This is a genomic window from Streptomyces sp. ISL-100, assembly GCF_018614615.1.
In the GTDB taxonomy this organism is placed as follows: Bacteria; Actinomycetota; Actinomycetes; order Streptomycetales; family Streptomycetaceae; genus Streptomyces.
This window is the reverse complement of the sequence record NZ_JAGGOK010000011.1, coordinates 1-20,833: the sequence shown is the minus strand read 5'-3', so window position 1 is coordinate 20,833 and position 20,833 is coordinate 1. Positions and strand designations below refer to the sequence as shown.

Here is a 20,833-nt window from a genome sequence, read left to right as displayed (position 1 = left end):
CGGAGTTGTGATGCAGGACGTCCCCGAGCTGGTGGCTCAGGCGCGAGAGGGCCGGCCGCGTGCCGTTGCCCGGCTGATCTCGCTGGTCGAGGGGGCGTCCCCGCAACTGCGTGAGGTGATGGCGGCGCTGGCTCCGCTCGCCGGAAACGCGTATGTGGTGGGGCTGACGGGGTCGCCGGGCGTAGGTAAGTCGACGTCCACTTCGGCGCTGGTTTCGGCGTACCGGCGGGCCGGAAAGCGGGTCGGGGTGCTGGCGGTGGATCCTTCGTCGCCGTTCAGTGGCGGTGCGCTGCTGGGGGACCGGGTGCGGATGTCCGAGCACGCGTCGGATCCGGGGGTTTATATCCGGTCCATGGCCACGCGCGGGCATCTGGGCGGGCTTGCGTGGGCGGCGCCGCAGGCGATCCGGGTGCTGGATGCGGCCGGGTGTGACGTGGTGCTGGTCGAGACGGTGGGGGTGGGGCAGTCGGAGGTGGAGATCGCCTCACAGGCGGACACGTCTGTTGTGCTGCTGGCGCCGGGTATGGGGGACGGGATCCAGGCCGCGAAGGCGGGGATCCTGGAGATCGGTGACGTGTACGTGGTGAACAAGGCCGACCGGGACGGGGCCGACGCGACCGCGCGGGAGCTCAATCACATGCTGGGGCTCGGGGAGTCCCGGGGGCCCGGCGACTGGCGGCCGCCGATCGTGAAGACGGTGGCGGCACGGGGTGAGGGTATCGACGAGGTCGTCGAGGCGCTGGAGAAGCACCGGGCGTGGATGGAGGAGCGCGGGGTGCTGTCGGAGCGGCGGGCGAAGCGGGCCTCGCACGAGGTCGAGACGATCGCCGTGACTGCGTTGCGGGAGCGGATCGGTGACCTGCGGGGGGACCGGCGGCTGGGGGCGCTGGCGGAGCGGATCGTGGCGGGGGAGCTGGATCCTTATGCGGCGGCGGACGAGCTGGTGGCGGGCCTTACCGAGGGCTAGGTGGGTGGGGCGGGGGCGTGCCGCTCCGGGGGCGGCGTTCGGGACTGCATGATTTAGGCGCGGAGCGGCGTCTTTAGTACGACGCCCGCGTCCTGCCCACAAATCACGCTCTACGTCCCGAACACCACCCCCTGCGCGTCCCGCCCCCTCACGCCGGTGGGCGGCCTGCGGGCTGCCTTCGTTCGCCTTGCGGAGGTAGATGGAAGTCGGGGGGGACCGAGGGGCAGCCCCTCGGTGGGCGGAGCCGATGGGTGCCGTACCTGGGGACGAGGGCCAGGGGAACGCATGACCGATGCGATCGCTCAGTGTGGTGAACGATTGGGAACATGCGGTGGTGTCTAGCGCAGGCGCGTACGTTCGGTGATCGTGAAGCTGATGGTGCAGGTCAAGCTGCTGCCGACGCGCGTACAGGCGGCGGCACTCGGGGCGACCCTGCAAGCCTGCAACGAGGCTGCCACGTGGGTGAGCGGGGTGGCCTTCGAGCGCGGGGAATTCAAGAACTTCGCCCTGCGTCGGCACACCTACGACACGGTCAAGTCCCGGTGGGGCCTGGGCGCGCAGGCCGCCCAGCATGTGATCAAAAAGACGTGTGACGCGTATACGAACCTGAAGACCAACAACCGCGGGCGGTCCGGCTCGCGTCGCTATCGCAGGGCCACCGAGAAGCCGATCACCTTCCGTCCCCGGGGCGCCCAGCCGTATGACGACCGGATGCTGTCCTGGCAAATCCCGGACCACACGGTGTCGATCTGGACGACCAGTGGCCGAATCAAGAACGTGGCCTTCGCTGCCGCGCCGGAGCAGCTTGTCACGCTGACCCTGTACCGCCAGGGCGAATCCGACCTGGTGCAACGGGACGGCATGTGGTTTCTGAACGCCACCTGTGAGGTTCCCGAAGCTCCGCTCAATGGTGATCCAGCAGACTTCCTCGGTATCGATTTGGGGATCGTGAACATCGCCACGACCTCGGACGGCGAGATCATGGCCGGACGTGAGCTCAACCGCGCCCGGGTACGAGAGCGTGGCCTGCGCGCGAAGCTCCAGAAGAAGGACACCCCGTCGGCCAAGCGCCGGTTGAAGAAGAGGCGGCGCAAGGAGGCGCGGCGGGGGAGGGACATCAATCACAAGATCGCGAAGCATGTGGTGGCCGAGGCAGAACGCACCGGTCGCGGAATCGCCCTGGAAGACCTGACAGGGATCCGTGAACGGGTACGGCTTCGCAAGCCCCAACGGGCCACCCTTCACTCCTGGGGCTTCGCCCAGCTTGGGGAATTCATCGCGTACAAGGCCCGCAAGGCGGGGGTGCCGGTGGTGTACGTGGATCCGGCGTACACCTCCCGGACCTGCGCCGAATGCGGCCATACCGCCAAGGCGAACCGGGTCTCTCAGGCCAGGTTCGCATGCCGGTCCTGCGGATTCGTTGATCACGCAGACCGGAACAGCTCCCGCAACATCCGCGCGCGAGCGTGGCAGTTGTGGCGACGCGGGGCCCCGTCAACGGCCCCTGCCCCCACCCCGGCAGCGGCCGGGTGGGGCTGGACGCAAACGACGCATCACCGCCAGTGACGCCCGTTGTGCAAGCCCGGAACTTCAGTCCCGGCGTAGTTGACGTTCGGTTTGCGTCCTAGGCGCATGCGCTTGTTGAGCGTGAGGGTGAAATGGGCTCGTACGACCTTGCCCGTCTCGACATCATGCTGCCCGCATGAACGGACGGCTACTGGGTGGGCGGTGGTTGGTCCGGCGGGGATGATGAGGATGACGACCCCGGGCGTGGAGAGTGTCCGACGACGAGCCCGGCTGTCGTCCGGGAGCGCCGCCGTGGATGGCGAGCGGGCCGACTACCGGTTCGCCGCCGTCGAGGCGACGACGCCCCGGGGGCAGACCGTCACGGTGTACGCCGGTGCGCCGCTGGCCGCCGAGCAGGACGCCGTCGGGACGGTTCGGGAAGCCATGCTGATCGGGCTGCCGGCGCTGCTCGTGGTGGTGGGCGGGGTGACCTGGCTGGTGACGCGGCGGGCGCTGCGGCCGGTGGAGGGGATCAGGCGCGAGATGGCCGCGATCACCGCCTCCGAGGATTTGTCGCGGCGAGTGCCGGAGCCCGACGCGCATGACGAGGTGGCGCGGCTGGCCGTGACCACCAATGAGACGCTGGCGGCGCTGGAGGCTTCCGTGGAGCGGCAGCGGCGGTTCGTCGCCGACGCCTCGCACGAGCTGCGGAGCCCGATCGCTTCGCTGCGCACGCAACTGGAGGTGGGCGCCGCGCATCCGGAGTTGCTCGATGTGCAGGGCGCGGTGCGGGACACCGTACGGCTTCAGGGGCTGGCCGCTGATCTGTTGCTGCTGGCGCGGCTGGACGCGGGGGAGCGGCCGGGGCGGGGGCGCGTGGACCTGGGCGCACTGGTGCGGGAGGAAGTCTCGCAGCGGACCGCCGACCGGGTGCCTGTGGCCGTCAGGGGCTCGGGTGTGTTCGAAGTGGCCGGGTCGCGCGGGCAGTTGGCGCGGGTGGTCGGCAACCTGCTCGACAACGCGCAGCGGCATGCGAGGAGTTCGGTCGAAATTCGGTTGCGGGGCGCGGACGGTGCTGTGAGGGTTGAGGTGGCCGACGATGGCGCGGGGGTGCCGGTGGGGGAGCGCGAGCGGATTTTTGAGCGGTTCGTACGACTGGACGACGCCCGCACCCGCGACGACGGTGGCGCGGGGCTGGGGCTGGCGATCGCCCGTGATGTGGCGACGCGGCACGGTGGCTCGTTGACGGTCGGCGAAAGAGAGGGCGGCGGTGCTCTCTTCACGTTGCGCCTGCCGGCTGTCTAGATTTTTCCTCGTCGGCCTCGCAGCTGCTCGGCCACCGGGGTGAGGGCGGCTTTCATGTCGGCGAGTGCCTCGGGGGAGAGCATGCCGATGAAGTGCCGGCGTACGGATTCCACGTGATGCGGAGCGACCTGCTTCATCGTTTCGCTGCCGTGGTCGGTGAGTACGGCGTACAGGCCGCGGCGGTCGGATTCGCAGTTCTCCCTGCGGACCAGTCCCGCGTTCTCCATGCGGGTGATCTGGTGGGAGAGCCGGCTCTTGGACTGGAGGGTGGCTGCCGCCAGGTCACTCATCCGCAGCCGGCGCTCCTGGGACTCTGAAAGATTGACCAGGATCTCGTAGTCGTTGATCGTCAGCCCGTACGGCTGAAGATCCTTTTCGAGCTGATAGGTCAGCAGCCTGTTGGCGTCCAGGTAGGTCCGCCAGGCGCACTGTTCGGCATCGGTCAGCCAGGGGGTGGCCGTCTCGGTCTCCATGTATGGATTCTACCTAAGAAGTTGAATGCTGGACGAAGTTACGGAACGTGACGCCGTGCCCGCGACAAGGGCGCAGACGTTCGACGTCACACTCCGCAGACTACCGCTCACAGGCCGAAGCGACGCTGGAGGTCCCCCAGCTGACCGGGAAGACGCGGTGCGCCCCCCTGCTGACCCTGCCCCGCACCATGCCCGCCGGGCACCCCCGCCTGGGACGGGACGGCGCCCGTGGCCTGCTCCGCCATGAGGAGTTCGGTGGACTGGAGCAGTACGGTGCCGGCCCCGGCGAACTCGAACTGGTGCTCCTCGCCCGACGTACCGCCCATGCCGGTCAGTGACCTGATCCCGCCCATGACGCCCGCCATGTACTGGTGGTCGTAGTGGTGGCACGGGGACGGGCAGTCCGCCCAGCCCACCAGGGCCTGTGGGTCCACACGGATCGGCGGCTCCATGAAGACCACCGGGCCGTTGGAGGCCGCCACGAACTTTCCGGTGCCGATGAGGGTGAGGAAGCCCGGGACGATCGACTGCTTGAGCGCGAGTGTCGGCTCGTACGCCAGGAGGTTGCCGGAGCGGATCGTGAGGTTGCCGTTGTCGAGGTCGAAGCTGTTGACGTCGAACGCGCGGTCCGCGAGCAGCATCTTGCCCTGGCCCTCCGCCACCACCCAGTCGCCGGCGTGCAGCGGCGAGTGGAAGCTGGTGCGCAGAAGGCGGTCGAAGCGGCCGTGGCCGATGCCGTTGAAGTCGATGCGCCCGTAGTAGGCGATCATCTTCCCCTTCTGCAGGAACCACTGGCTCCCCTTGAGCTCCACGCAGAAGGTGTACGGGTTGACATTGTCGTCGGAGGGGAGTGAGTGCGGGTCGAAGACGACAGGAGCGGTCACAGCTTTTCCTCCGAGGCCTGTACGTACACCGCGCCGCTGCCGGACAGCTCCAGCTGGAACGCCTCGCCCGAGCCGCGCCCCACCATGTCGCGCCAGCCAAGGGCGGTGGAGAGCTTGTTGCGTACGTCGCCGTGGTGCGCAACGTACGCCTGCGGGTCGACGTGAATCGGCCGCTGGGGTGTGATGGGGATCTCGATCACACCGCCGTGCGCCATCACCGCCACCGCGCCGTGGCCCTTGAGTGTGGTGGTGAACAGGCCCTGGCCGGTCACCTGGCCGCGCACCATGCCCATGACGCCGCCCTGCGAGCCCATGAACATCGTGCCCTGGGTGAGGGTCCCGTCGAACGCCAGGAGGCGGTCCGCCTCGACGCAGAGCGTGTCGCCGGACAGGTTGATCACCTGGATGTGGTGACCGCCGTGGCCGAACATCACCGTGCCCGAGCCCTCGACCGTCATGAGCGGGGTCGACTCGTTCGCGACCCGGCGGCCGATCATGGACATCACGCCGCCCTGGCCGCCCTGGATGTTCGGCGTGAATGACACATCGCCCTGGTACGCGAGCATCGCGCCGCGCTGGCTGAACATCTTCTGGCCGGGCGCGACCCGCGCCTCGACCATCCTCGAATTGATTTCGCGGAACGGCATCAGACGTCGCCCCCGACGGTGTTGCGCTCGCTCGGCTGCACGTAGACGAGACCCTCGCCCTCGAAACGGATCTGGAACGCCTCGCCCGAGCCCTCGCCGATGAGCGTGCGGAAGTTGACGCCCGACTGGAAGTGCTGCTGGAGGTTGCCCTGGTGCGCGATGTACGCGCCGGGGTCGACCTGGAGCGGGTACTGGGCCGAGACGCGCAGGACGACCGCCGGGCCGTCCGACATGATCGCCGCCTGACCGGTGCCCTCCACGGTCGTGGTGAACAGGCCGTTGCCGGTCGCGCCGCCGCGCAGCCCGGTGAAGGAGGTGCCGGTGCGCAGGCCCGCGTCCGTACACAGGAGATTGCTGGATTCGACGTACAGCTTGTCGCCGTGGAGAGAGACGAGGTTGATCTCGCTCGCCCGGTCGGCGAAATAGCACGTGCCGTGACCCTTCACCTCCATCACGGTCATCTGCTCACCGGTCAGGCGGCGGGTCACCATGCCGCGCATGCCCTCACCGCCGCCGGACATCTTCTTGAAGGCCATCTGGCCGTCGTACGCGACCATCGAGCCGTTTTTCGCTTTGACGGCGTCGCCGGTCATGTCGACGGCGAGCACCTTGCTGCCTTGGAGTCGGAACTGAGCCACGTGAGTGACGGTACCCGGGACCCCGACCCTGACAAAGAGGTGGCAAAGCGGGCTGCCACAATGGGGACGAGCTTGTGCGCGCATTCACAAGATCGACGACCCGTTCCCGCGACGACAAAGGTTGCCCCTCCGTGGACATCAAGACCGCCAACGCTCTCCACCGGCTCCGCCTCATCTCGCTCCCGGAGGCGCTCTCGTTCCCCGCACTTCTGATCTTCGGGTCGCTGCTCAGCCGCATCTCGGACATCGACCTGGTGATGCCGCTCGGGATCCTGCACGCCGTGCTGTTCATGCTGTACCTCGTGCTGCTCGCAGACGTCTGGTACCGGGCGAAGTGGCCGGTTACCCGCGTCGCTCTTTTCGTCGTCCTCGCGGTGCTGCCGTTCGGCGGCATGTACGGCGAGAAGCTCCTCAAGCGTGACGAGGAGGCGGGTGTCATCGCCGCCCGCGCCCGCAAGGAAGGCGTGGTCGGCGCATGATCGTCGCCTTCTCCGTCAGTCCGCTGGGCGTGGGCGAGGACGTCGGGGAGTACGTCGCCGACGCGGTGCGCGTGGTGCGCGAGTCCGGGCTGCCCAACCGCACCGACGCGATGTTCACCTCGATCGAGGGTGAGTGGGACGAGGTGATGGACGTCGTCAAGCGCGCTGTCGCCGCCGTCGAGGCCCGCGCCCCGCGCGTGTCGCTGGTCCTGAAGGCCGATATCCGGCCCGGTGTCACCGACGGCCTGACGTCGAAGGTCGAGACGGTGGAGCGCCATCTGGGTGCTTGAACCTGGTGACGACGAAGCCCCCGACCGCCGTCGCGGTCGGGGGCTTCGTCGTTCAAACGGCCGGACGCCAAAAACCGCCCGCTTGGACGACCCGGTTCGACACACCGCCAAATGTCACCTTATGTGGGGGTATTGAAAGCCCTCGACTGCGGGAGGCACAGTGCGGCCGGACGGCTACGACTACGACACCCACAGCCGGCTCGCCGGGCCGATGACCGATCCCGGTACCTGCCCGTACCGGGTTCAGTACCGGAGCCTGATGGCGCAGGAACCGCACCGAATACGCGCCGTCCTGCTGATGACGCTGGCTCCGCTGCTCTCGGCGCTCCTGCTGGTCTACCTCGTCTGGCCCACTCACTGGACCGAACGCGAGGGCGGCGACCGCTGGCTGATCCAGCTGGACCGGGTGATGCTGGTCTCGATCGGCCTGATCATGTTCTTCATGCTGGTCAACGTGGTGTCGATCGCACACGCCACGATGGTCGCCAGGGACCCGGTGCCGGTGACGCCCGAGCCGGGGACCCGGGTCGCGTTCCTCACGACGTACGTACCGGGCAAGGAAGCCCTCGCCATGGTCAGGGCCACGCTCGAAGGCGCGGTCGGGCTCCGGCACGAAGGGCCGCTCGACATCTGGCTCCTCGACGAGGGAAACGACGAGCAGGCCCGGGCGCTCTGCGCGGAGCTGGGCGTACGGCACTTCAGCCGCAACGGCATACCGGAGTGGAACACCAAGAAGGGCCCGCACCGGGCGAAGACCAAGCACGGCAACTACAACGCCTGGCTGGCCATGCACGGCGACGCCTACGACTTCTTCGCCTCCGTCGACACCGACCACGTGCCGCTCCCCAACTTCCTGGAGCGGATGCTCGGTTATTTCCGTGACCCGGACATCGCCTTCGTCGTCGGTCCGCAGGTGTACGGCAACTACGAGAAGGGCGTCACCAAGGCCGCGGAGTCGCAGCAGTTTCTCTTCCACGCCCTGATCCAGCGCGCCGGCAACCGCTACGGCGCGCCCATGTTCGTCGGCACCAACAACGTCGTACGCGTCAAGGCCCTCAAGCAGGTCGGCGGCCTGTACGACTCCATCACCGAGGACATGGCCACCGGCTTCGAGCTGCACCGCAGGAGGAACCGCGAGACCGGGCGTTTCTGGCGGTCCGTCTACACCCCGGACGTGCTGGCCGTCGGGGAGGGTCCGGCCTCGTGGACCGACTTCTTCACCCAGCAGCTGCGGTGGTCACGCGGGACGTACGAGACGCTGTTCAGGCAGTTCTGGAAGGCCCCCTTGCGGGTGCCGCCGGGCCGGCTCCTCACGTACTCGCTGATGCTCGTCTACTACCCGATGACCGCCGTCAACTGGCTGCTCGGCATCCTCAGCTGCGTCCTGTTCCTGTGGTTCGGGGCATCCGGCACCCAGGTGTCGTCGTCGGTGTGGCTGATGCTCTACAGCGACGCGGCGGCCCTCCAGATCGGGCTGTATCTGTGGAACAGGCGGCACAATGTCTCGCCGCACGAGCCGGAAGGCTCCGGCGGTCTGGCCGGCATGGCGATGTCCGCGCTCTGCGCGCCGATCTACGCCAAGTCGCTGGGCTCGGCGGTGCTGCGCACCCGGGGCAGGTTCGTGGTCACGCCCAAGGGCGGCGAGGCGAGCCCCGACCGGCTGCTGACGTTCCGCATTCATCTGTTCTGGGCGGCTGTGCTGATCGGCTCCCTGGTCGCGTCCTTCCACCTCGGTCACACCCATGCGGCGATGCGCACCTGGGCCGTACTGGCGCTGGTCATCGCGCTCTCGCCGGTCGCTGTGTGGTGCTGGACCTCGGTGCGGGAGCGGCGCGCCGCGGCCAAGACGGTCAGGCCCGCCAAGGCGGTGGGCGCCGGCAGCACGGTGCCGGGTGAGGAGCCGGAGCCCGCGTTCGCCACGACGACCGGAGGGAAGTGACCCATGGCCTACCGGCCGACGAAGAAGTTCAAGAAGACGCTGCTGGGCGGCGGAGCTGTCGTCGTGCTCGCCGGGCTCAACGCGCCGGCGGCGCTGACCTTCGCCGAGGAGAAGTACCACGCGTACAAGATCGCCCAGCCCGGCTACAAGGCGCAGTACGGGTCCTGGTCGACCGTCGACATTCCGGAGGAATACCGTACGAACGCCATTCATGCGGCCCTGCTCAACACCGGGAAAGTGCTCATCATCGCGGGCTCGGGCAACGAGGAGGAGAAGTTCGACAAGGGCACCTTCGAGACCGTCCTGTGGGATCCCAAGGACAACTCCTTCAAGCTGGTCCCGACCCCCGAGGACTTCTTCTGCGCCGGGCACGCCCAACTGCCCGACGGACGGCTGCTGGTGGCGGGCGGCACCGCGCGCTACGAGGTGCTGGGCGACAAGGTCATGCGGGCCGGCGGCGGAATGCGCGTCAAGAACGAGAACCCGGACAAGCCCATCACCTTCAAGAAGGGCACCCGCTTCCGCTCGCCGTCCGGGGTTGTGTACGTGTCGAAGTTCGACGTGACCGTGCCGAAGGCCAAGCGCGACTTCAAGATCTCGTACGCCAAGAGCGGGCGCATGCTGCCCTGGAAGACCACGGTCAAGGCAGCGGAGGCGCGGGTCTTCGTCGAGGCGGTGGAGGAGGGGCCGAAGGCTGTCACGAAGCAGTCCGCGCAGTACGAGATAGAAGGGCTGAAGGGGGAGGCCGCCGACAACGCGTACGGCCTCGCCGAAGCGATAACCATGGACAAGCAGGACTTCCAGGGGATCAGGGCGGCGTACGAGTTCGACCCGAAGGCGGAGAGGTACATACCCGTCGACCCGATGAAGGAGGCCCGCTGGTACCCGACGCTGGTCACCCTCCAGGACGGCAAGGTGCTCGCCGTCTCCGGGCTCGACGACGTCGGCGCGATTCTCGCGGGCGACAACGAGTACTACGACCCGAAGACGAAGAAGTGGTCGAAGGCGCCCTTCCGGTACTTCCCTACGTACCCGGCGCTCTTCCTCACCAAGGGCGGCAAGCTCTTCTACTCCGGGGCGAACGCCGGCTACGGGCCGGCCGACAAGGGCCGCGAGCCCGGCATCTGGGACCTGGAGAAGAACACCTTCAAGAAGGTCGGCGGCCTTACGGATCTCGACCAGACGGAGACCGCCGCCTCGCTGGTGCTGCCGCCCGCGCAGGACCAGCGGGTGATGATCCTGGGGGGCGGGGGAGTCGGAGAGTCGGACAAGGCGACCGGCCGTACGGCGATCATCGACCTGGACGAGGAAAGTCCGGTGTTCGAGCGCGGTCCGCAACTCCCGCAGGGAACGCGGTACTTGAACAGCGTGATCATGCCGGACGACACCGTTTTCACCAGCGGCGGCTCGACGGACTACCGGGGGCGCGGCGCCAGCAACATCCTCAAGGCGCAGTTCTACGACCCGAAGACGAACGCCTTCAAGGAGGCGGCCGAGCCGACGGTGGGCCGCAATTACCACTCCGAGGCGCTGCTGTTGCCGGACGGCCGGGTGGTGACCTTCGGATCGGACTCGTTGTTCGGCGACAAGGACAACACCAAGCTCGGCAAGTTCGAGCAGCGGATGGAGGTCTATACGCCGCCGTACCTCTTCCGGGACAAGGCGCTGCGTCCGGCGCTGGGGGCGGGACCGCGCGAGCTGGGCGCGTCGGGGAGGGCGACGTACAAGACCGCGCATCCGGAGCGGATCGTCGGGGCGAGGCTGATGCGGCCGAGTGCGGTCACGCACACGACGGATGTCGAGCAGCGCTCGATCGAGCTCGGCCTGAAGAAGGGCAAGGGCGAGGTGACGGTGGAGGTGCCGGGCGACAAGTCGCTGGTGCCGCCCGGCTGGTACATGCTCTTCGTCACGGACGGCAAGGGGACGCCGTCGGAGGCGAAGTGGATTCACGTGCGGTGAGTGCGTTTATTCACGCCTTGGCGCGGCGGGCGAGGCCGAGAGCGTAATCCGGCCACCAGGTGCCGGCCGCCGGGCCGCCGCGGCACTCGCCGTCCGAGTCGCCCGGCCGCTTGATCCACAGGTACGCGTCGAGCAGCGGGTCGCCGGTGCGGTCGCTGGGCGGCGTACCGAGGGCGCGGCCGGTGGGGTTGCACCAGGCGTCGGTGCGGCCGCCGGAGAGCGGGCCGTTGCCGTTGCGGCTGCTGTCGATCACGAAGTGGGTGCCGCCGAGCAGGCCGGAGAGCTGGGCGCCGAACGACTTGACGGCGTCGTTCGTCTGGAAGTTGGAGACGTTCAGCGAGATGCCGTCGGCCCGGTCCACGCCGGCCCGCTTCAGGGGCTCGACGAGCTTGCCGGGGTCGTCGATCCAGGCGGGATTGCCGGCGTCCACGTACACCTTGGTCTTCGGCTGCTGCTTGAGCCGGTCGACGGCTTCGGAGAGGAGTTCGGTGCGCTCGTCGTGCTCTTCGGGTGGGGTGCAGCCGTCCACGATGTGGGGTACGGCGTCGGGTTCGAGGATCACGATGGCCGGGGCGGAGCCGATGCTGTCGGCGAACGAGCCGATCCAGCGGCGGTAGGTGTCGGCGTCGGCGGCGCCGCCGGCGGAGTGCTGGCCGCAGTCGCGGTGCGGGATGTTGTACGCGACGAGTACGAGGGTGCTGCCGTCCTTGGCGGCGCCGCGTACGGCGTTCTTGATGCCGGGCGCCGGATCGTCCCCGGCGGGCCAGTCGGCGACCGGGCGCTCGGAGATACGCCGCAGAATGTCGGCGTCGGCGCTGCGGCCCTGGGCGTCCCACGCCTTGACCTGGCGGGCGGCGTCGCTTTCCGGGTCTACCCAGTAGGGGGAGGAGTCGCGGTTCTCGGCCTGGTTCTGCGGGGCGGCGGATCCCTCCGGCCGAGGCTCAGCCTCCGACCCGGAACTGCTGGAGCAGCCGGCGGTGGTGAGCGCGAGGACGGCGATGGCTGCGGCGGTGAGCGAGGCTGCGGCGGTGAGCGAGCGGGTCGGTCTGCGGCCGGACATCCAGCCCCCTTGGACGGTTCGACTGGGCGACTAGGTGGACCGGGCAATCGTTGCATAGCGCGCATATCGCCTTGGGCTGCGACACCGGCGCCGTACGCCGACCAGATCGGCGTCGGCACCGCCGCCGTCGGCCTGCTGATGTGCGCGATGCCGGTGGGGCACATCGCGGGGGAGGTCTGGGCCGGCTCGGCCCTCGGCCCCCGCACCCGGGAGCGGATCGTCGTACCGGTGGCGGCGGTGTGCCTGCTGCCGCTGGCGCTGTATGCCGTACGCCCCGGGGTGCCGCTCGCGGTGCTCGCGCTGGTACTGACGGGGCTGGCATCGGCGTACACGCTCGGCCTGGACCAGTGGTTCGTCAAAGCCGTGCCGGAGGAACTGCGCGGGCGCGCCATGACCGTGATGACGGCGGGCATGATGACGGTTCAGGGGGTGGGGATGGCGGTCGCGGGCGCAGCAGCGGAGTTCTTTCCCGTACACCAGGTCGTGGCCGGTTTCGCGGTCGTGGGTACGGCGTCTGTGCTGGTGCTGCTGGCGGAGATCCGACGTACCGAAGTCCGCGAGGGCGGCAGCAGGGGATCGAAAACGACCGAAGCGCGAGACGGGGATGTTCGCGATATGACCGGCCGGTAAGGTCGATGACGTGCCGAAGCCGCTCAGCCTCCCGTTCGATCCCATCGCCAGAGCCGACGAACTCTGGCAGCAGCGCTGGGGACCCGTCCCCTCGATGGCCGCGATCACCTCGATCATGCGCGCGCACCAGATCCTGCTGGCCGAGGTCGACGCCGTCGTCAAGCCGTACGGGCTGACCTTCGCGCGGTACGAGGCGCTGGTGCTGCTCACCTTCTCCAAGCAGGGCGAGCTGCCGATGTCCAAGATCGGCGAGCGGCTGATGGTCCACCCGACGTCCGTCACGAACACCGTCGACCGGCTGGTGAAGTCAGGCCTCGTCGACAAGCGCCCGAACCCGAACGACGGCCGCGGCACGCTCGCCTCGATCACCGAGAAGGGCCGCGAGGTAGTGGAGGCGGCGACGCGCGACCTGATGGCGATGGACTTCGGGCTGAGCGCGTACGACGCCGAGGAATGCGCGGAGATCTTCGCGATGCTGCGTCCGCTGCGGGTGGCGGCGCACGACTTCGAGGAGAAGTAGGCGCACGACTTCGAGGAGAAGTAGGCGCGCGGCTTCGAGGAGAAGTGGGCGCGCGGCTTCGGGGCGAAGCAGGCGACGAAACGGGCGAGAAGCGGCAACCCGCGCGAAGATCGCCCGTCCGGCCCCGATACGCTCGACGCCATGAAGTCGAATGTGCTGTCCCGATACCGGGTGATGGCGTACATCACCGCCGTGTGGCTGCTGGTGTTCACCGTGGCGATCGTCGCGAAGTACGGATTCCAGGCCGGCGACACCATGCTGATCTCGCAGATCCACGGTGTGCTGTTCATCATCTACGTCGTCTTCGCCTTCGATCTCGGCACCAAGGCGAAGTGGCCGTTCGGCAAGCTGCTGTGGGTGCTGGCGGCCGGCTGCATCCCTCTGGCCTCGTTCTTTGTCGAGCCGAAGATCACCCGCGAGGCCCGTCTGCTGATCACGGACGCGCGCCCGGCGACGGCGAAGGCCTGATCTTTCACCGGTTCTGACCGGATTCCGACCGCCACAAGCGTGGCTTGTGGCGGTCAGCCATCGACATTTACTAGGACGTCCTAGTAAATTCGAAGGTATGGACGCTGAAGCGATTGAGGAAGGCCGCCGCCGCTGGCAGGCCCGTTACGACAAGGCCCGCAAGCGCGACGCGGACTTCACCACGCTCTCCGGAGACCCGGTCGACCCCGTGTACGGCCCGCGACCCGGCGACACGTACGAGGGCTTCGAGCGGATCGGCTGGCCCGGGGAGTACCCCTTCACCCGCGGCCTGCACCCGACCGGCTACCGCGGCCGGACCTGGACCATCCGCCAGTTCGCCGGCTTCGGCAACGCCGAGCAGACGAACGAGCGCTACAAGATGATCCTGGCGAACGGCGGCGGCGGGCTGTCGGTCGCCTTCGACATGCCGACGCTGATGGGCCGGGACTCCGATGAGCCGAAGTCGCTCGGCGAGGTCGGGCACTGCGGTGTCGCGATCGACTCCGCCGCCGACATGGAGGTCCTGTTCAAGGGCATCCCGCTGGGCGACGTTACGACGTCGATGACGATCAGCGGCCCGGCCGTCCCCGTCTTCTGCATGTACATCGTGGCGGCGGAGCGTCAGGGCGTGGACCCCGGCTTGCTGAACGGCACGCTCCAGACGGACATCTTCAAGGAGTACATCGCGCAGAAGGAGTGGCTCTTCCAGCCGGAGCCGCATCTGCGCCTGATCGGCGACCTGATGGAGCACTGCGCGCGCTCGATCCCCGCGTACAAGCCGCTGTCGGTCTCCGGCTACCACATCCGCGAGGCGGGAGCGACGGCCGCGCAGGAGCTGGCGTACACGCTGGCGGACGGTTTCGGTTACGTCGAGCTGGGCCTGTCGCGGGGCATGGACGTGGACCACTTCGCCCCTGGCCTGTCGTTCTTCTTCGACGCGCACGTGGACTTCTTCGAGGAGATCGCGAAGTTCCGCGCGGCGAGGAGGATCTGGGCGCGGTGGATGCGGGATGTGTACGGCGCGCAGACGGACAAGGCGCAGTGGCTGCGGTTCCACACGCAGACGGCGGGCGTCTCGCTGACCGCGCAGCAGCCGTACAACAACGTGGTGCGTACGGCGGTCGAGGCGTTGGCGGCGGTGCTGGGCGGCACGAACTCGCTGCACACGAACGCGCTGGACGAGACGCTGGCGCTGCCGAGTGAGCAGGCGGCGGAGATCGCGCTGCGGACGCAGCAGGTGCTGATGGAGGAGACGGGCGTCGCGAATGTGGCGGACCCGCTGGGCGGTTCCTGGTACATCGAGCAGCTGACGGATCGCATTGAGGCGGACGCCGAGAAGATCTTCGACCAGATCAAGGAGCGGGGGATGCGGGCGCATGCGGATGGCCGCCATCCCATCGGTCCGATGACGTCGGGCATCCTGCGCGGGATCGAGGACGGTTGGTTCACGGGCGAGATCGCCGAGTCGGCGTTCCAGTACCAGCGGTCGGTGGAGAAGGGCGACAAGCGGGTGGTGGGCGTGAACTGCCACCACGGGTCGGTGACGGGTGACCTGGAGATTCTGCGGGTGAGCCACGAGGTGGAGCGCGTGCAGGTGAGCACGCTGGTGGAGCGCAAGGCGGCGCGGGACGACGCGAAGGTGACGGCATCGCTGGACGCGATGCTGGCGGCGGCGCGCGACGGCTCGAACATGATAGAGCCGATGCTGACGGCGGTACGGGCGGAAGCGACCCTGGGCGAGATCTGCGGCGTACTGCGGGACGAGTGGGGCGTCTACACGGAGCCGCCGGGGTTCTGAGGGGGGCTTCGGCCGGGCCGGCGCGGTGATTGCGTCTGGTGTGGGGGCCGCCCTTTTCGGAGGGTGGCGCCGGAGGCCCGCCCCTCAAGGGCGCTCCTACGTCGCGTCGCCTACGGAGATTGCGCTCCGCTTAACCCTTGACCGGACCGCCGACCCTCCGCCGCAATGCTTCTGGGGGCGGCTCCCCACCATCGCCGGGGCGGCCTCAGGTTGGGTCACAAACGGAGTGCCGGAATCGGTTTCGGTACTCCGTCGGTGTCGTGTTGAGTTTCCGGCGGAACGCGCGGATGAGGGTGTCCGTCGTGTTGAAGCCGCAGGTGGATGCGATGCGTTCGAGGGTCGCGTCCGTGGATTCAAGTTGATTGCGCGCCACTTCGACGCGGGCTGATTCGATGTAAGCGGCCGGGGTCACTCCGAGTTCAGTCTTGAAGATTCGGGTGAGCTGCCGTTCGCTCACGTGGGCCTGACCGGCGAGGTCGGCGACAGTGAGCTGCTCGGTGAGGTTCCGCGTGATGTAGTGACGGAGATCCTCTGTGCGTCGCGTTGTCGAGACGGGTTCGAGCGGGACGCTGAATTGGCTTTGGCCGCTTGGCCGTTTCAGATACATCACGAGCTGCCGAGCGACGCGAAGCGCGGTGGCTTCGCCGAAGTCGTCGGCAACGAGGGCAAGCGACAGGTCAAGGCAGGCGCTGATTCCCGCGCCGGTCCACACATCGTGATCGCGAATGAAGATCGGATCGGCGTCGACCTCGATCGAGGGGTAATCGGCGGCCAGTTGTTGCGCGGTCGACCAGTGGGTTGTGGCGCGCTTGCCTTCCAGCAGCCCGGCGGCCGCGAGGATATGTGCTCCCACACAGACGGACGCGACGCGCCGTGTCTGGCCTGCGAGTGTCTTCACCCAGGCGACCACTGTGGGGTCGGTGATGGCCCGAACACGGCGTTGGCTGTCGGCTTCGACCGCGCCGGGCACCAGCAGGGTGTCGATACGCCTGCCCGACACCTCCTGGAAAGTGGTGTCGGGCAGGACACGAACCCCTGCGGAGGTGGTCACGGGGTTCATGGTTTCGGCTGCCAGTACGACGTGGTAGCCCGTCGCGTCGTCCACCTCGCGCTGCAGCAGGGAGAACACTTCCGGGGGGCCGGTGATGTCCAGCAGGTCGACGCCGTCGAAGAGGACGACGACAACGAGTCGCTTGACGGTACTCACTTGGTCTCCGTTCGTGTCGGCACCGGCGGGTTAACCACTGCACGCGATGTCTGTATCTGCATGTTAGGCGACATTGCCGACACGTCTGGGTGGCTCGTAGCGTTCAACGCACAGCCACCCCGTGCTGTGACGCGAACCTTTCAACACGACGCCCGAGGAGGGCACTTCAATGGCTACGACAACCCTGCGTGAGCTCAACGGCTTCGACCAGACCCCTGCATCGCTGGCCGATGCGACGCTGATCCTGGTCGACTACCAGAACACCTACACCACTGGAGTGATGGAGCTGACGGGATGGGATCCCGCCCTCGACTCTGCCGCCGCATTGCTGGCCAGGGCCCGGAACGCCGGAACGAAGGTCATCCACGTCGTGAACGACGGTGGCGAAGGAAGCCCGTACGACATCCGAACCGAAATCGGCGAAATCCATCCCCGTGTGGCTCCCATCGAGGGTGAACCTGTCGTTGTCAAGACGGCCGCTCCCAACGCGTTCGTCGGCACGGACCTGGGCGAACACATTGACGCGGCCGGCAACAAGAACGTCATCATCGCCGGGTTCATGACCAACATGTGCGTGACCTTCACCGCGGAAGGCGCGTTCCTGCGCGGCAACCAGCCGACGGTAGTCGCCGACGCCTGCGCGACGCGGCCTCTGCAGACGGTGGTTGCCGACGTGTCTGCGGAACAGATCCACCACAGCGCGCTCGCAACGATCGCTGACCTTTACGGAATCGTCGTCGCGTCCGGCTCGTCTTTGAGATGAGCGTTAGCCGCACCGTTGATGAACGTACCTGCGCCGATGGCGATGTGGTGGCCGTAGTCGCAGTAGAACAGGGCGCGGATGTTGAGCGGTCATCGACCCTGCCGAGCAACTGGCCGAATAACGCGCTGCGTTCGGCGGATGTCCCGACGTCGGCCGCGTTGTATGCCGCGCAGAGTTCGGCGCGGCGTCGGGGGGCATGTCGAGCGGGGGCGTCGAATAATCCCGTGCCGCGCTGTCGGTGGAGGTGCAGACTCGCTCCATGGCGGACATGCGGGCGTTCCGGGACGAGTTGAGTGGCTGGGCGGCCGGCGGTCCCGGTGGGCCGGCGAGTGATCTGGCTGTGCGACTGGGGGTGCGGACAGCGGTGCTGCTGGAAGGGCCGAGCGACCTCGCTGCCGTCGAGGCGCTGGCCGCACGGCGTGGCCGGGACCTGGCCGCCGAGGGGGTGTGCGTCGTGTCGATGGGCGGGGCGATGAGCGTCGGCCGCTACGCCGGCCTCCTCGGGCCGCCCGGCCTTGGCCTGCGCTTGGCAGGACTGTGCGACGAGGGCGAGCAGCGCTTCTACGACCGTGGTCTGAAGCGGGCAGGGGTGCCGCGCCGGGACTTCTTCGTGTGTATGACGGACCTGGAGGACGAGCTCATCCGTGCGCTGGGCACGGCAAGGGTCGAGGAGATCGTCCGGGCCGAGGGCGACTTGCGTGCCTGGCAGACCTTTCTCCACCAGCCCGCACACCACGGTCGGCCCCGCCGGCAGCAGTTGCGGCGCTTCCTCGGTACGAAGAAAGGCCGCAAGATCCGCTACGGCCGCCTCCTCGTCGAGGCCCTCGAACCCGAACAGGCACCGACCCCGCTCGACGACCTCCTCACGAGCCTGTGACTTGGTCGCTGCCCCGACCTGAATGAACGAACGCCTTCTCGCTGGTGGACTGCCCTGCCCGATCGGCGGTGGGCAGCGAGTCAGCAGATCGGAGATGCCGAAAAATGACTTCTCGACTCCACGCGCTCTGCTTCGATGCGAACGACCCTCTCCGGCTCGCGCGCTTCTGGGCGGGCGTCCTGGGCTGGCAGATGGCCGACGACTCCTACGACGACTCCTACGACGGCATCGCGATCCTGCCGAGCGACGACACCGGGTTCCGGATCCGGTTTCTTGCGACCCAGGAGCAGAAGGCAGGCCAGAACCAGCTGCACTTCGATCTGACGAGCATGTCCCTCGATGACCAGCAGCAGGTTGTGGCGAGGTCGCTCGGACTCGGCGCCCGGCACATCGACATCGGTCAACGCCCGGAGGAGGGTCATGTGGTGCTCGCCGACCCCGAAGGCAATGAGTTCTGCGTCATCGAGCCGGGCAACAACTTCCTTGCTGACTGCGGGTTCATCGGAGCGCTCGCGTGTGACGGTTCGCAGGACGTCGGCTACTTCTGGAGCCAGGCGCTGGGCTGGCCGTTGGTCTGGGACCAGGACCAAGAGACCGCGATCCGCTCGCCGCACGGCGGTCCGAAGATCACGTGGGGCGGTCCGCCACTGATGCCGAAGACCGGGAAGAACCGGCTGCATTTCGACCTCGCTCCACCTGCCCACGGTGATCAGCAAGCGGAGGTCGACCGTCTTGTCTCCCTCGGGGCGACTCGAATCGACATAGGCCAGGGCGAGGTCAGTTGGGTGGTGATGGCCGATCCCGATGGCCATGAGTTCTGTGTGCTCGAAAACTGACGACAGGCCCTGGCGGCCCTCTCCTCACGGAGCGGGAGCGCCACGTGCGATGGGGCTCTGGACCAGGATCGCTGCGTTGTGGTGCGGCCCCGGTCCCGTCGTGAGCAGCAGTGTCATCGCGTACCGGCGCGGCGGGCCGCTGTTCCGGTCCGGTACGAGTTCGATCGTGCGGGGTGCGAAGTCGCCGACCGAGCGGCAGGCCCACCAGTGCGTCAAGTCGGGCCGCAGCGCGTACAGGTGAGCCGTGAGCTGCTGGATCGGGGCTGCCTGCGGCAGATGGTCCGCGCGGGTGCGGAAGTGCCGGTACAGGTCCTTTGCCACCGGCTTCCAGCCGGGCAGCAGGCGCTGATGCACCGCGTCGCCGATCAACAGGAGCAGCAGGTTGCGCCGGTCCGCCGGGACTTCGCCCGGGTCGGGCCAGACTGCAACGTATGCCGTTCCATGCGGTGATGCCCAGCGCCGAGTCGAGGAGCAGTGCTGGGCTGTCCGGCCAGCTGTCCAGCAGCGCGCGAGTGGTGTCTTCGACAGGAGCGTCGCCCGTGCTCGCCGACTCGTGTGTCGCTGAGTGCGCCGCTTCCCCGGTGGTCGCCGGTGCTGCGCCGGTGAACCCGGCGAGCGAGAGCGCATGGCGGCGTGCCGCTTGCTCCAGCCGCAGGGCGCGCGAGACGGCGTCAAGCACCTGCCGCGAGGTGTCGACCCGACCCTGCTCCAGCTGCCGTGGTCGGCGGCTTCCTCCTCATCGAGGGCACGGAGGAAACGCTGGAACCCTTCCGGGGGACCCATGGCACGTTACTCGTCGACTCGGCCGAGGCGTATCTGCGACGGCTGGGTGGCTCCACCCGTGGAGGTGGAGGTGGAGGTGTCGAGATCCTGCATCCGCTCCAGAAGGTTCCTACCGGTGCCTGGTTCACCGCCCGCCACCCCGACGGCACGGTCGTCGAGTACGTCGAGCATCGCCTTACGGAGCAGGGGCGCTGAGCGGCGCCGGGCCTGTCGTCAGGCCGTTCACCAGCAGCAGTGAGAAATTGTGCGCCCACTCCCTGTCCACCGGTTCCGCGCTCACCAGTGCCCGGTGGACGACCGCGCCGGCGATGACGTCGAAGATCAGGTCCGCGTTACGGGCCGCCTGCGCGGGGTCGTCCTCGTACGGCAGCTCGCCGCGCGCCTGCGCGCGTTCACGGCCCAGCAGCACCAGGCGCTTCTGGCGGTCGACGATCGCCGAGCGGATGCGCACCCGCAGTGCCTCGTCGCGCGTCGACTCCGCGACCACCGCCATCAGCGCGGTCTTCGCCTCGGGCCGGTCGAGGAGCGCGGCGAACTGGAGCACCACGCCCTCGACGTCGGCCGTCAGGCTGCCCCGGTCGGGGAGCTGGAGTTCGTCGAAGAGGACGGCCACGGCGTCGACGACCAGCTCGCTCTTGTTCGCCCAGCGGCGGTACAGCGTCGTCTTCGCCACGCCGGCCCGGCTCGCCACATCACCCATCGTCAGCTTCGACCAGCCCAGTTCCACCAGCGCCGCTCTCGTCGCCTCAAGGATCGCGGCGTCGGCCTCGGCGCTCCGCGGGCGGCCGGTGCGGGCGGGAGGGG

22 protein-coding genes and 1 pseudogene are annotated in these 20,833 nt (G+C 68.2%); 15 read left to right on the top strand and 8 right to left on the bottom strand.

What is annotated here, in order from left to right; all coding sequences use genetic code 11:
- Positions 1–10 precede the first annotated feature (10 nt).
- The 3 genes and pseudogenes from meaB to J7E89_RS06920 form a co-directional block, all read left to right on the top strand.
- The gene (gene meaB, locus J7E89_RS06930; RefSeq protein WP_214969564.1) at positions 11–967 is read left to right on the top strand and encodes a methylmalonyl Co-A mutase-associated GTPase MeaB; all 957 of its coding nucleotides are present in this window, start codon (positions 11–13) and stop codon (positions 965–967) included.
- 375 nt (positions 968–1,342) lie between these two features.
- Complete coding sequence (locus tag J7E89_RS06925) at positions 1,343–2,533, top strand: transposase (RefSeq protein WP_308315367.1); 1,191 nt, start codon at positions 1,343–1,345, stop codon at positions 2,531–2,533.
- 179 nt (positions 2,534–2,712) lie between these two features.
- Positions 2,713–3,778 (top strand): annotated as a pseudogene (locus J7E89_RS06920) (sensor histidine kinase); the annotation flags it as partial.
- Here J7E89_RS06920 and J7E89_RS06915 read toward each other — a convergent pair.
- The 4 genes from J7E89_RS06915 to J7E89_RS06900 form a co-directional block, all read right to left on the bottom strand.
- Entirely contained in the window at positions 3,775–4,251 is a 477-nt protein-coding gene (locus J7E89_RS06915) for a MarR family winged helix-turn-helix transcriptional regulator (protein WP_214969562.1), read from the bottom strand. The pseudogene J7E89_RS06920 and the gene J7E89_RS06915 sit on opposite strands and share 4 nt — an antisense overlap.
- Before the next feature lie 107 nt (positions 4,252–4,358).
- On the bottom strand, positions 4,359–5,135 hold the full coding sequence (locus J7E89_RS06910) for an AIM24 family protein (protein WP_214969560.1): 777 nt from the start codon (positions 5,133–5,135) through the stop codon (positions 4,359–4,361).
- Entirely contained in the window at positions 5,132–5,782 is a 651-nt protein-coding gene (locus tag J7E89_RS06905) for an AIM24 family protein (RefSeq protein ID WP_214969558.1), read from the bottom strand. Before J7E89_RS06905 ends, J7E89_RS06910 begins: the two co-directional genes overlap by 4 nt.
- A complete protein-coding gene (locus tag J7E89_RS06900) occupies positions 5,782–6,375 on the bottom strand; it encodes an AIM24 family protein (RefSeq protein WP_251060205.1) in 594 nt (197 codons plus the stop codon). Before J7E89_RS06900 ends, J7E89_RS06905 begins: the two co-directional genes overlap by 1 nt.
- 176 nt (positions 6,376–6,551) lie before the next feature.
- Here J7E89_RS06900 and J7E89_RS06895 point away from each other — a divergent pair, with 176 nt between their 5' ends.
- From J7E89_RS06895 to J7E89_RS06880, 4 genes are all read left to right on the top strand, one after another.
- The gene (locus J7E89_RS06895; RefSeq protein WP_214969555.1) at positions 6,552–6,899 is read left to right on the top strand and encodes a DUF3817 domain-containing protein; all 348 of its coding nucleotides are present in this window, start codon (positions 6,552–6,554) and stop codon (positions 6,897–6,899) included.
- Complete coding sequence (locus J7E89_RS06890; protein ID WP_214899393.1) at positions 6,896–7,189, top strand: MTH1187 family thiamine-binding protein; 294 nt, start codon at positions 6,896–6,898, stop codon at positions 7,187–7,189. The genes J7E89_RS06895 and J7E89_RS06890 overlap by 4 nt, the downstream gene beginning before the upstream one ends.
- A 160-nt stretch (positions 7,190–7,349) precedes the next feature.
- On the top strand, positions 7,350–9,128 hold the full coding sequence (locus J7E89_RS06885) for a glycosyltransferase family 2 protein (RefSeq protein ID WP_214969553.1): 1,779 nt from the start codon (positions 7,350–7,352) through the stop codon (positions 9,126–9,128).
- A gap of 3 nt (positions 9,129–9,131) precedes the next feature.
- Positions 9,132–11,087, top strand: coding sequence for a kelch motif-containing protein (locus J7E89_RS06880; RefSeq protein ID WP_214969551.1), 1,956 nt, complete (start codon positions 9,132–9,134; stop codon positions 11,085–11,087).
- 10 nt (positions 11,088–11,097) lie between these two features.
- Here the strand turns inward: J7E89_RS06880 and J7E89_RS06875 are convergent, their stop codons facing one another.
- Positions 11,098–12,147 carry a glycoside hydrolase family 6 protein gene (locus J7E89_RS06875; RefSeq protein WP_214969549.1) on the bottom strand — a complete coding sequence of 350 codons (1,050 nt, stop codon included), beginning with the start codon at positions 12,145–12,147 and terminating at the stop codon, positions 11,098–11,100.
- A 9-nt stretch (positions 12,148–12,156) separates the two neighbouring features.
- Here J7E89_RS06875 and J7E89_RS06870 point away from each other — a divergent pair, with 9 nt between their 5' ends.
- From J7E89_RS06870 to J7E89_RS06855, 4 genes are all read left to right on the top strand, one after another.
- Positions 12,157–12,777, top strand: a complete 621-nt coding sequence (locus J7E89_RS06870; RefSeq protein ID WP_214969547.1) for an MFS transporter — start codon at positions 12,157–12,159, stop codon at positions 12,775–12,777.
- 10 nt (positions 12,778–12,787) lie between these two features.
- Positions 12,788–13,297 (top strand): MarR family winged helix-turn-helix transcriptional regulator, encoded by a 510-nt coding sequence (locus J7E89_RS06865; RefSeq protein WP_214969545.1) that lies wholly within the window; start codon positions 12,788–12,790, stop codon positions 13,295–13,297.
- Between the two features lie 141 nt (positions 13,298–13,438).
- On the top strand, positions 13,439–13,765 hold the full coding sequence (locus J7E89_RS06860; RefSeq protein ID WP_214969543.1) for a DUF3817 domain-containing protein: 327 nt from the start codon (positions 13,439–13,441) through the stop codon (positions 13,763–13,765).
- Between the two features lie 97 nt (positions 13,766–13,862).
- Positions 13,863–15,563: a methylmalonyl-CoA mutase gene (locus J7E89_RS06855; RefSeq protein WP_214969541.1), complete on the top strand. Its 1,701-nt coding sequence runs from the start codon at positions 13,863–13,865 to the stop codon at positions 15,561–15,563.
- Positions 15,564–15,768: 205 nt separating this feature from the next.
- On the opposite strand, the gene J7E89_RS06850 is transcribed toward J7E89_RS06855, so the two are convergent.
- Complete coding sequence (locus J7E89_RS06850) at positions 15,769–16,770, bottom strand: GlxA family transcriptional regulator (RefSeq protein WP_214969539.1); 1,002 nt, start codon at positions 16,768–16,770, stop codon at positions 15,769–15,771.
- A gap of 169 nt (positions 16,771–16,939) precedes the next feature.
- Between J7E89_RS06850 and J7E89_RS06845 the strand changes: the two genes are divergently transcribed.
- The 3 genes from J7E89_RS06845 (at position 16,940) to J7E89_RS06835 (ending at position 19,246) form a co-directional block, all read left to right on the top strand.
- Complete coding sequence (locus J7E89_RS06845) at positions 16,940–17,533, top strand: isochorismatase family protein (RefSeq protein WP_214969537.1); 594 nt, start codon at positions 16,940–16,942, stop codon at positions 17,531–17,533.
- A 259-nt stretch (positions 17,534–17,792) separates the two neighbouring features.
- Positions 17,793–18,410 (top strand): TOPRIM nucleotidyl transferase/hydrolase domain-containing protein, encoded by a 618-nt coding sequence (locus J7E89_RS06840; protein WP_214969535.1) that lies wholly within the window; start codon positions 17,793–17,795, stop codon positions 18,408–18,410.
- Between the two features lie 104 nt (positions 18,411–18,514).
- Positions 18,515–19,246 (top strand): VOC family protein, encoded by a 732-nt coding sequence (locus J7E89_RS06835; RefSeq protein ID WP_214969532.1) that lies wholly within the window; start codon positions 18,515–18,517, stop codon positions 19,244–19,246.
- A 24-nt stretch (positions 19,247–19,270) separates the two neighbouring features.
- Here the strand turns inward: J7E89_RS06835 and J7E89_RS06830 are convergent, their stop codons facing one another.
- On the bottom strand, positions 19,271–19,873 hold the full coding sequence (locus J7E89_RS06830; protein ID WP_214969530.1) for a hypothetical protein: 603 nt from the start codon (positions 19,871–19,873) through the stop codon (positions 19,271–19,273).
- A gap of 90 nt (positions 19,874–19,963) precedes the next feature.
- Between J7E89_RS06830 and J7E89_RS06825 the strand changes: the two genes are divergently transcribed.
- On the top strand, positions 19,964–20,224 hold the full coding sequence (locus J7E89_RS06825; RefSeq protein WP_214969528.1) for a hypothetical protein: 261 nt from the start codon (positions 19,964–19,966) through the stop codon (positions 20,222–20,224).
- Here J7E89_RS06825 and J7E89_RS06820 read toward each other — a convergent pair.
- Positions 20,205–20,833 (bottom strand): TetR/AcrR family transcriptional regulator (locus J7E89_RS06820; protein ID WP_214969526.1); only part of this gene is annotated, 629 nt, incomplete at its 5' end. The genes J7E89_RS06825 and J7E89_RS06820 overlap by 20 nt on opposite strands.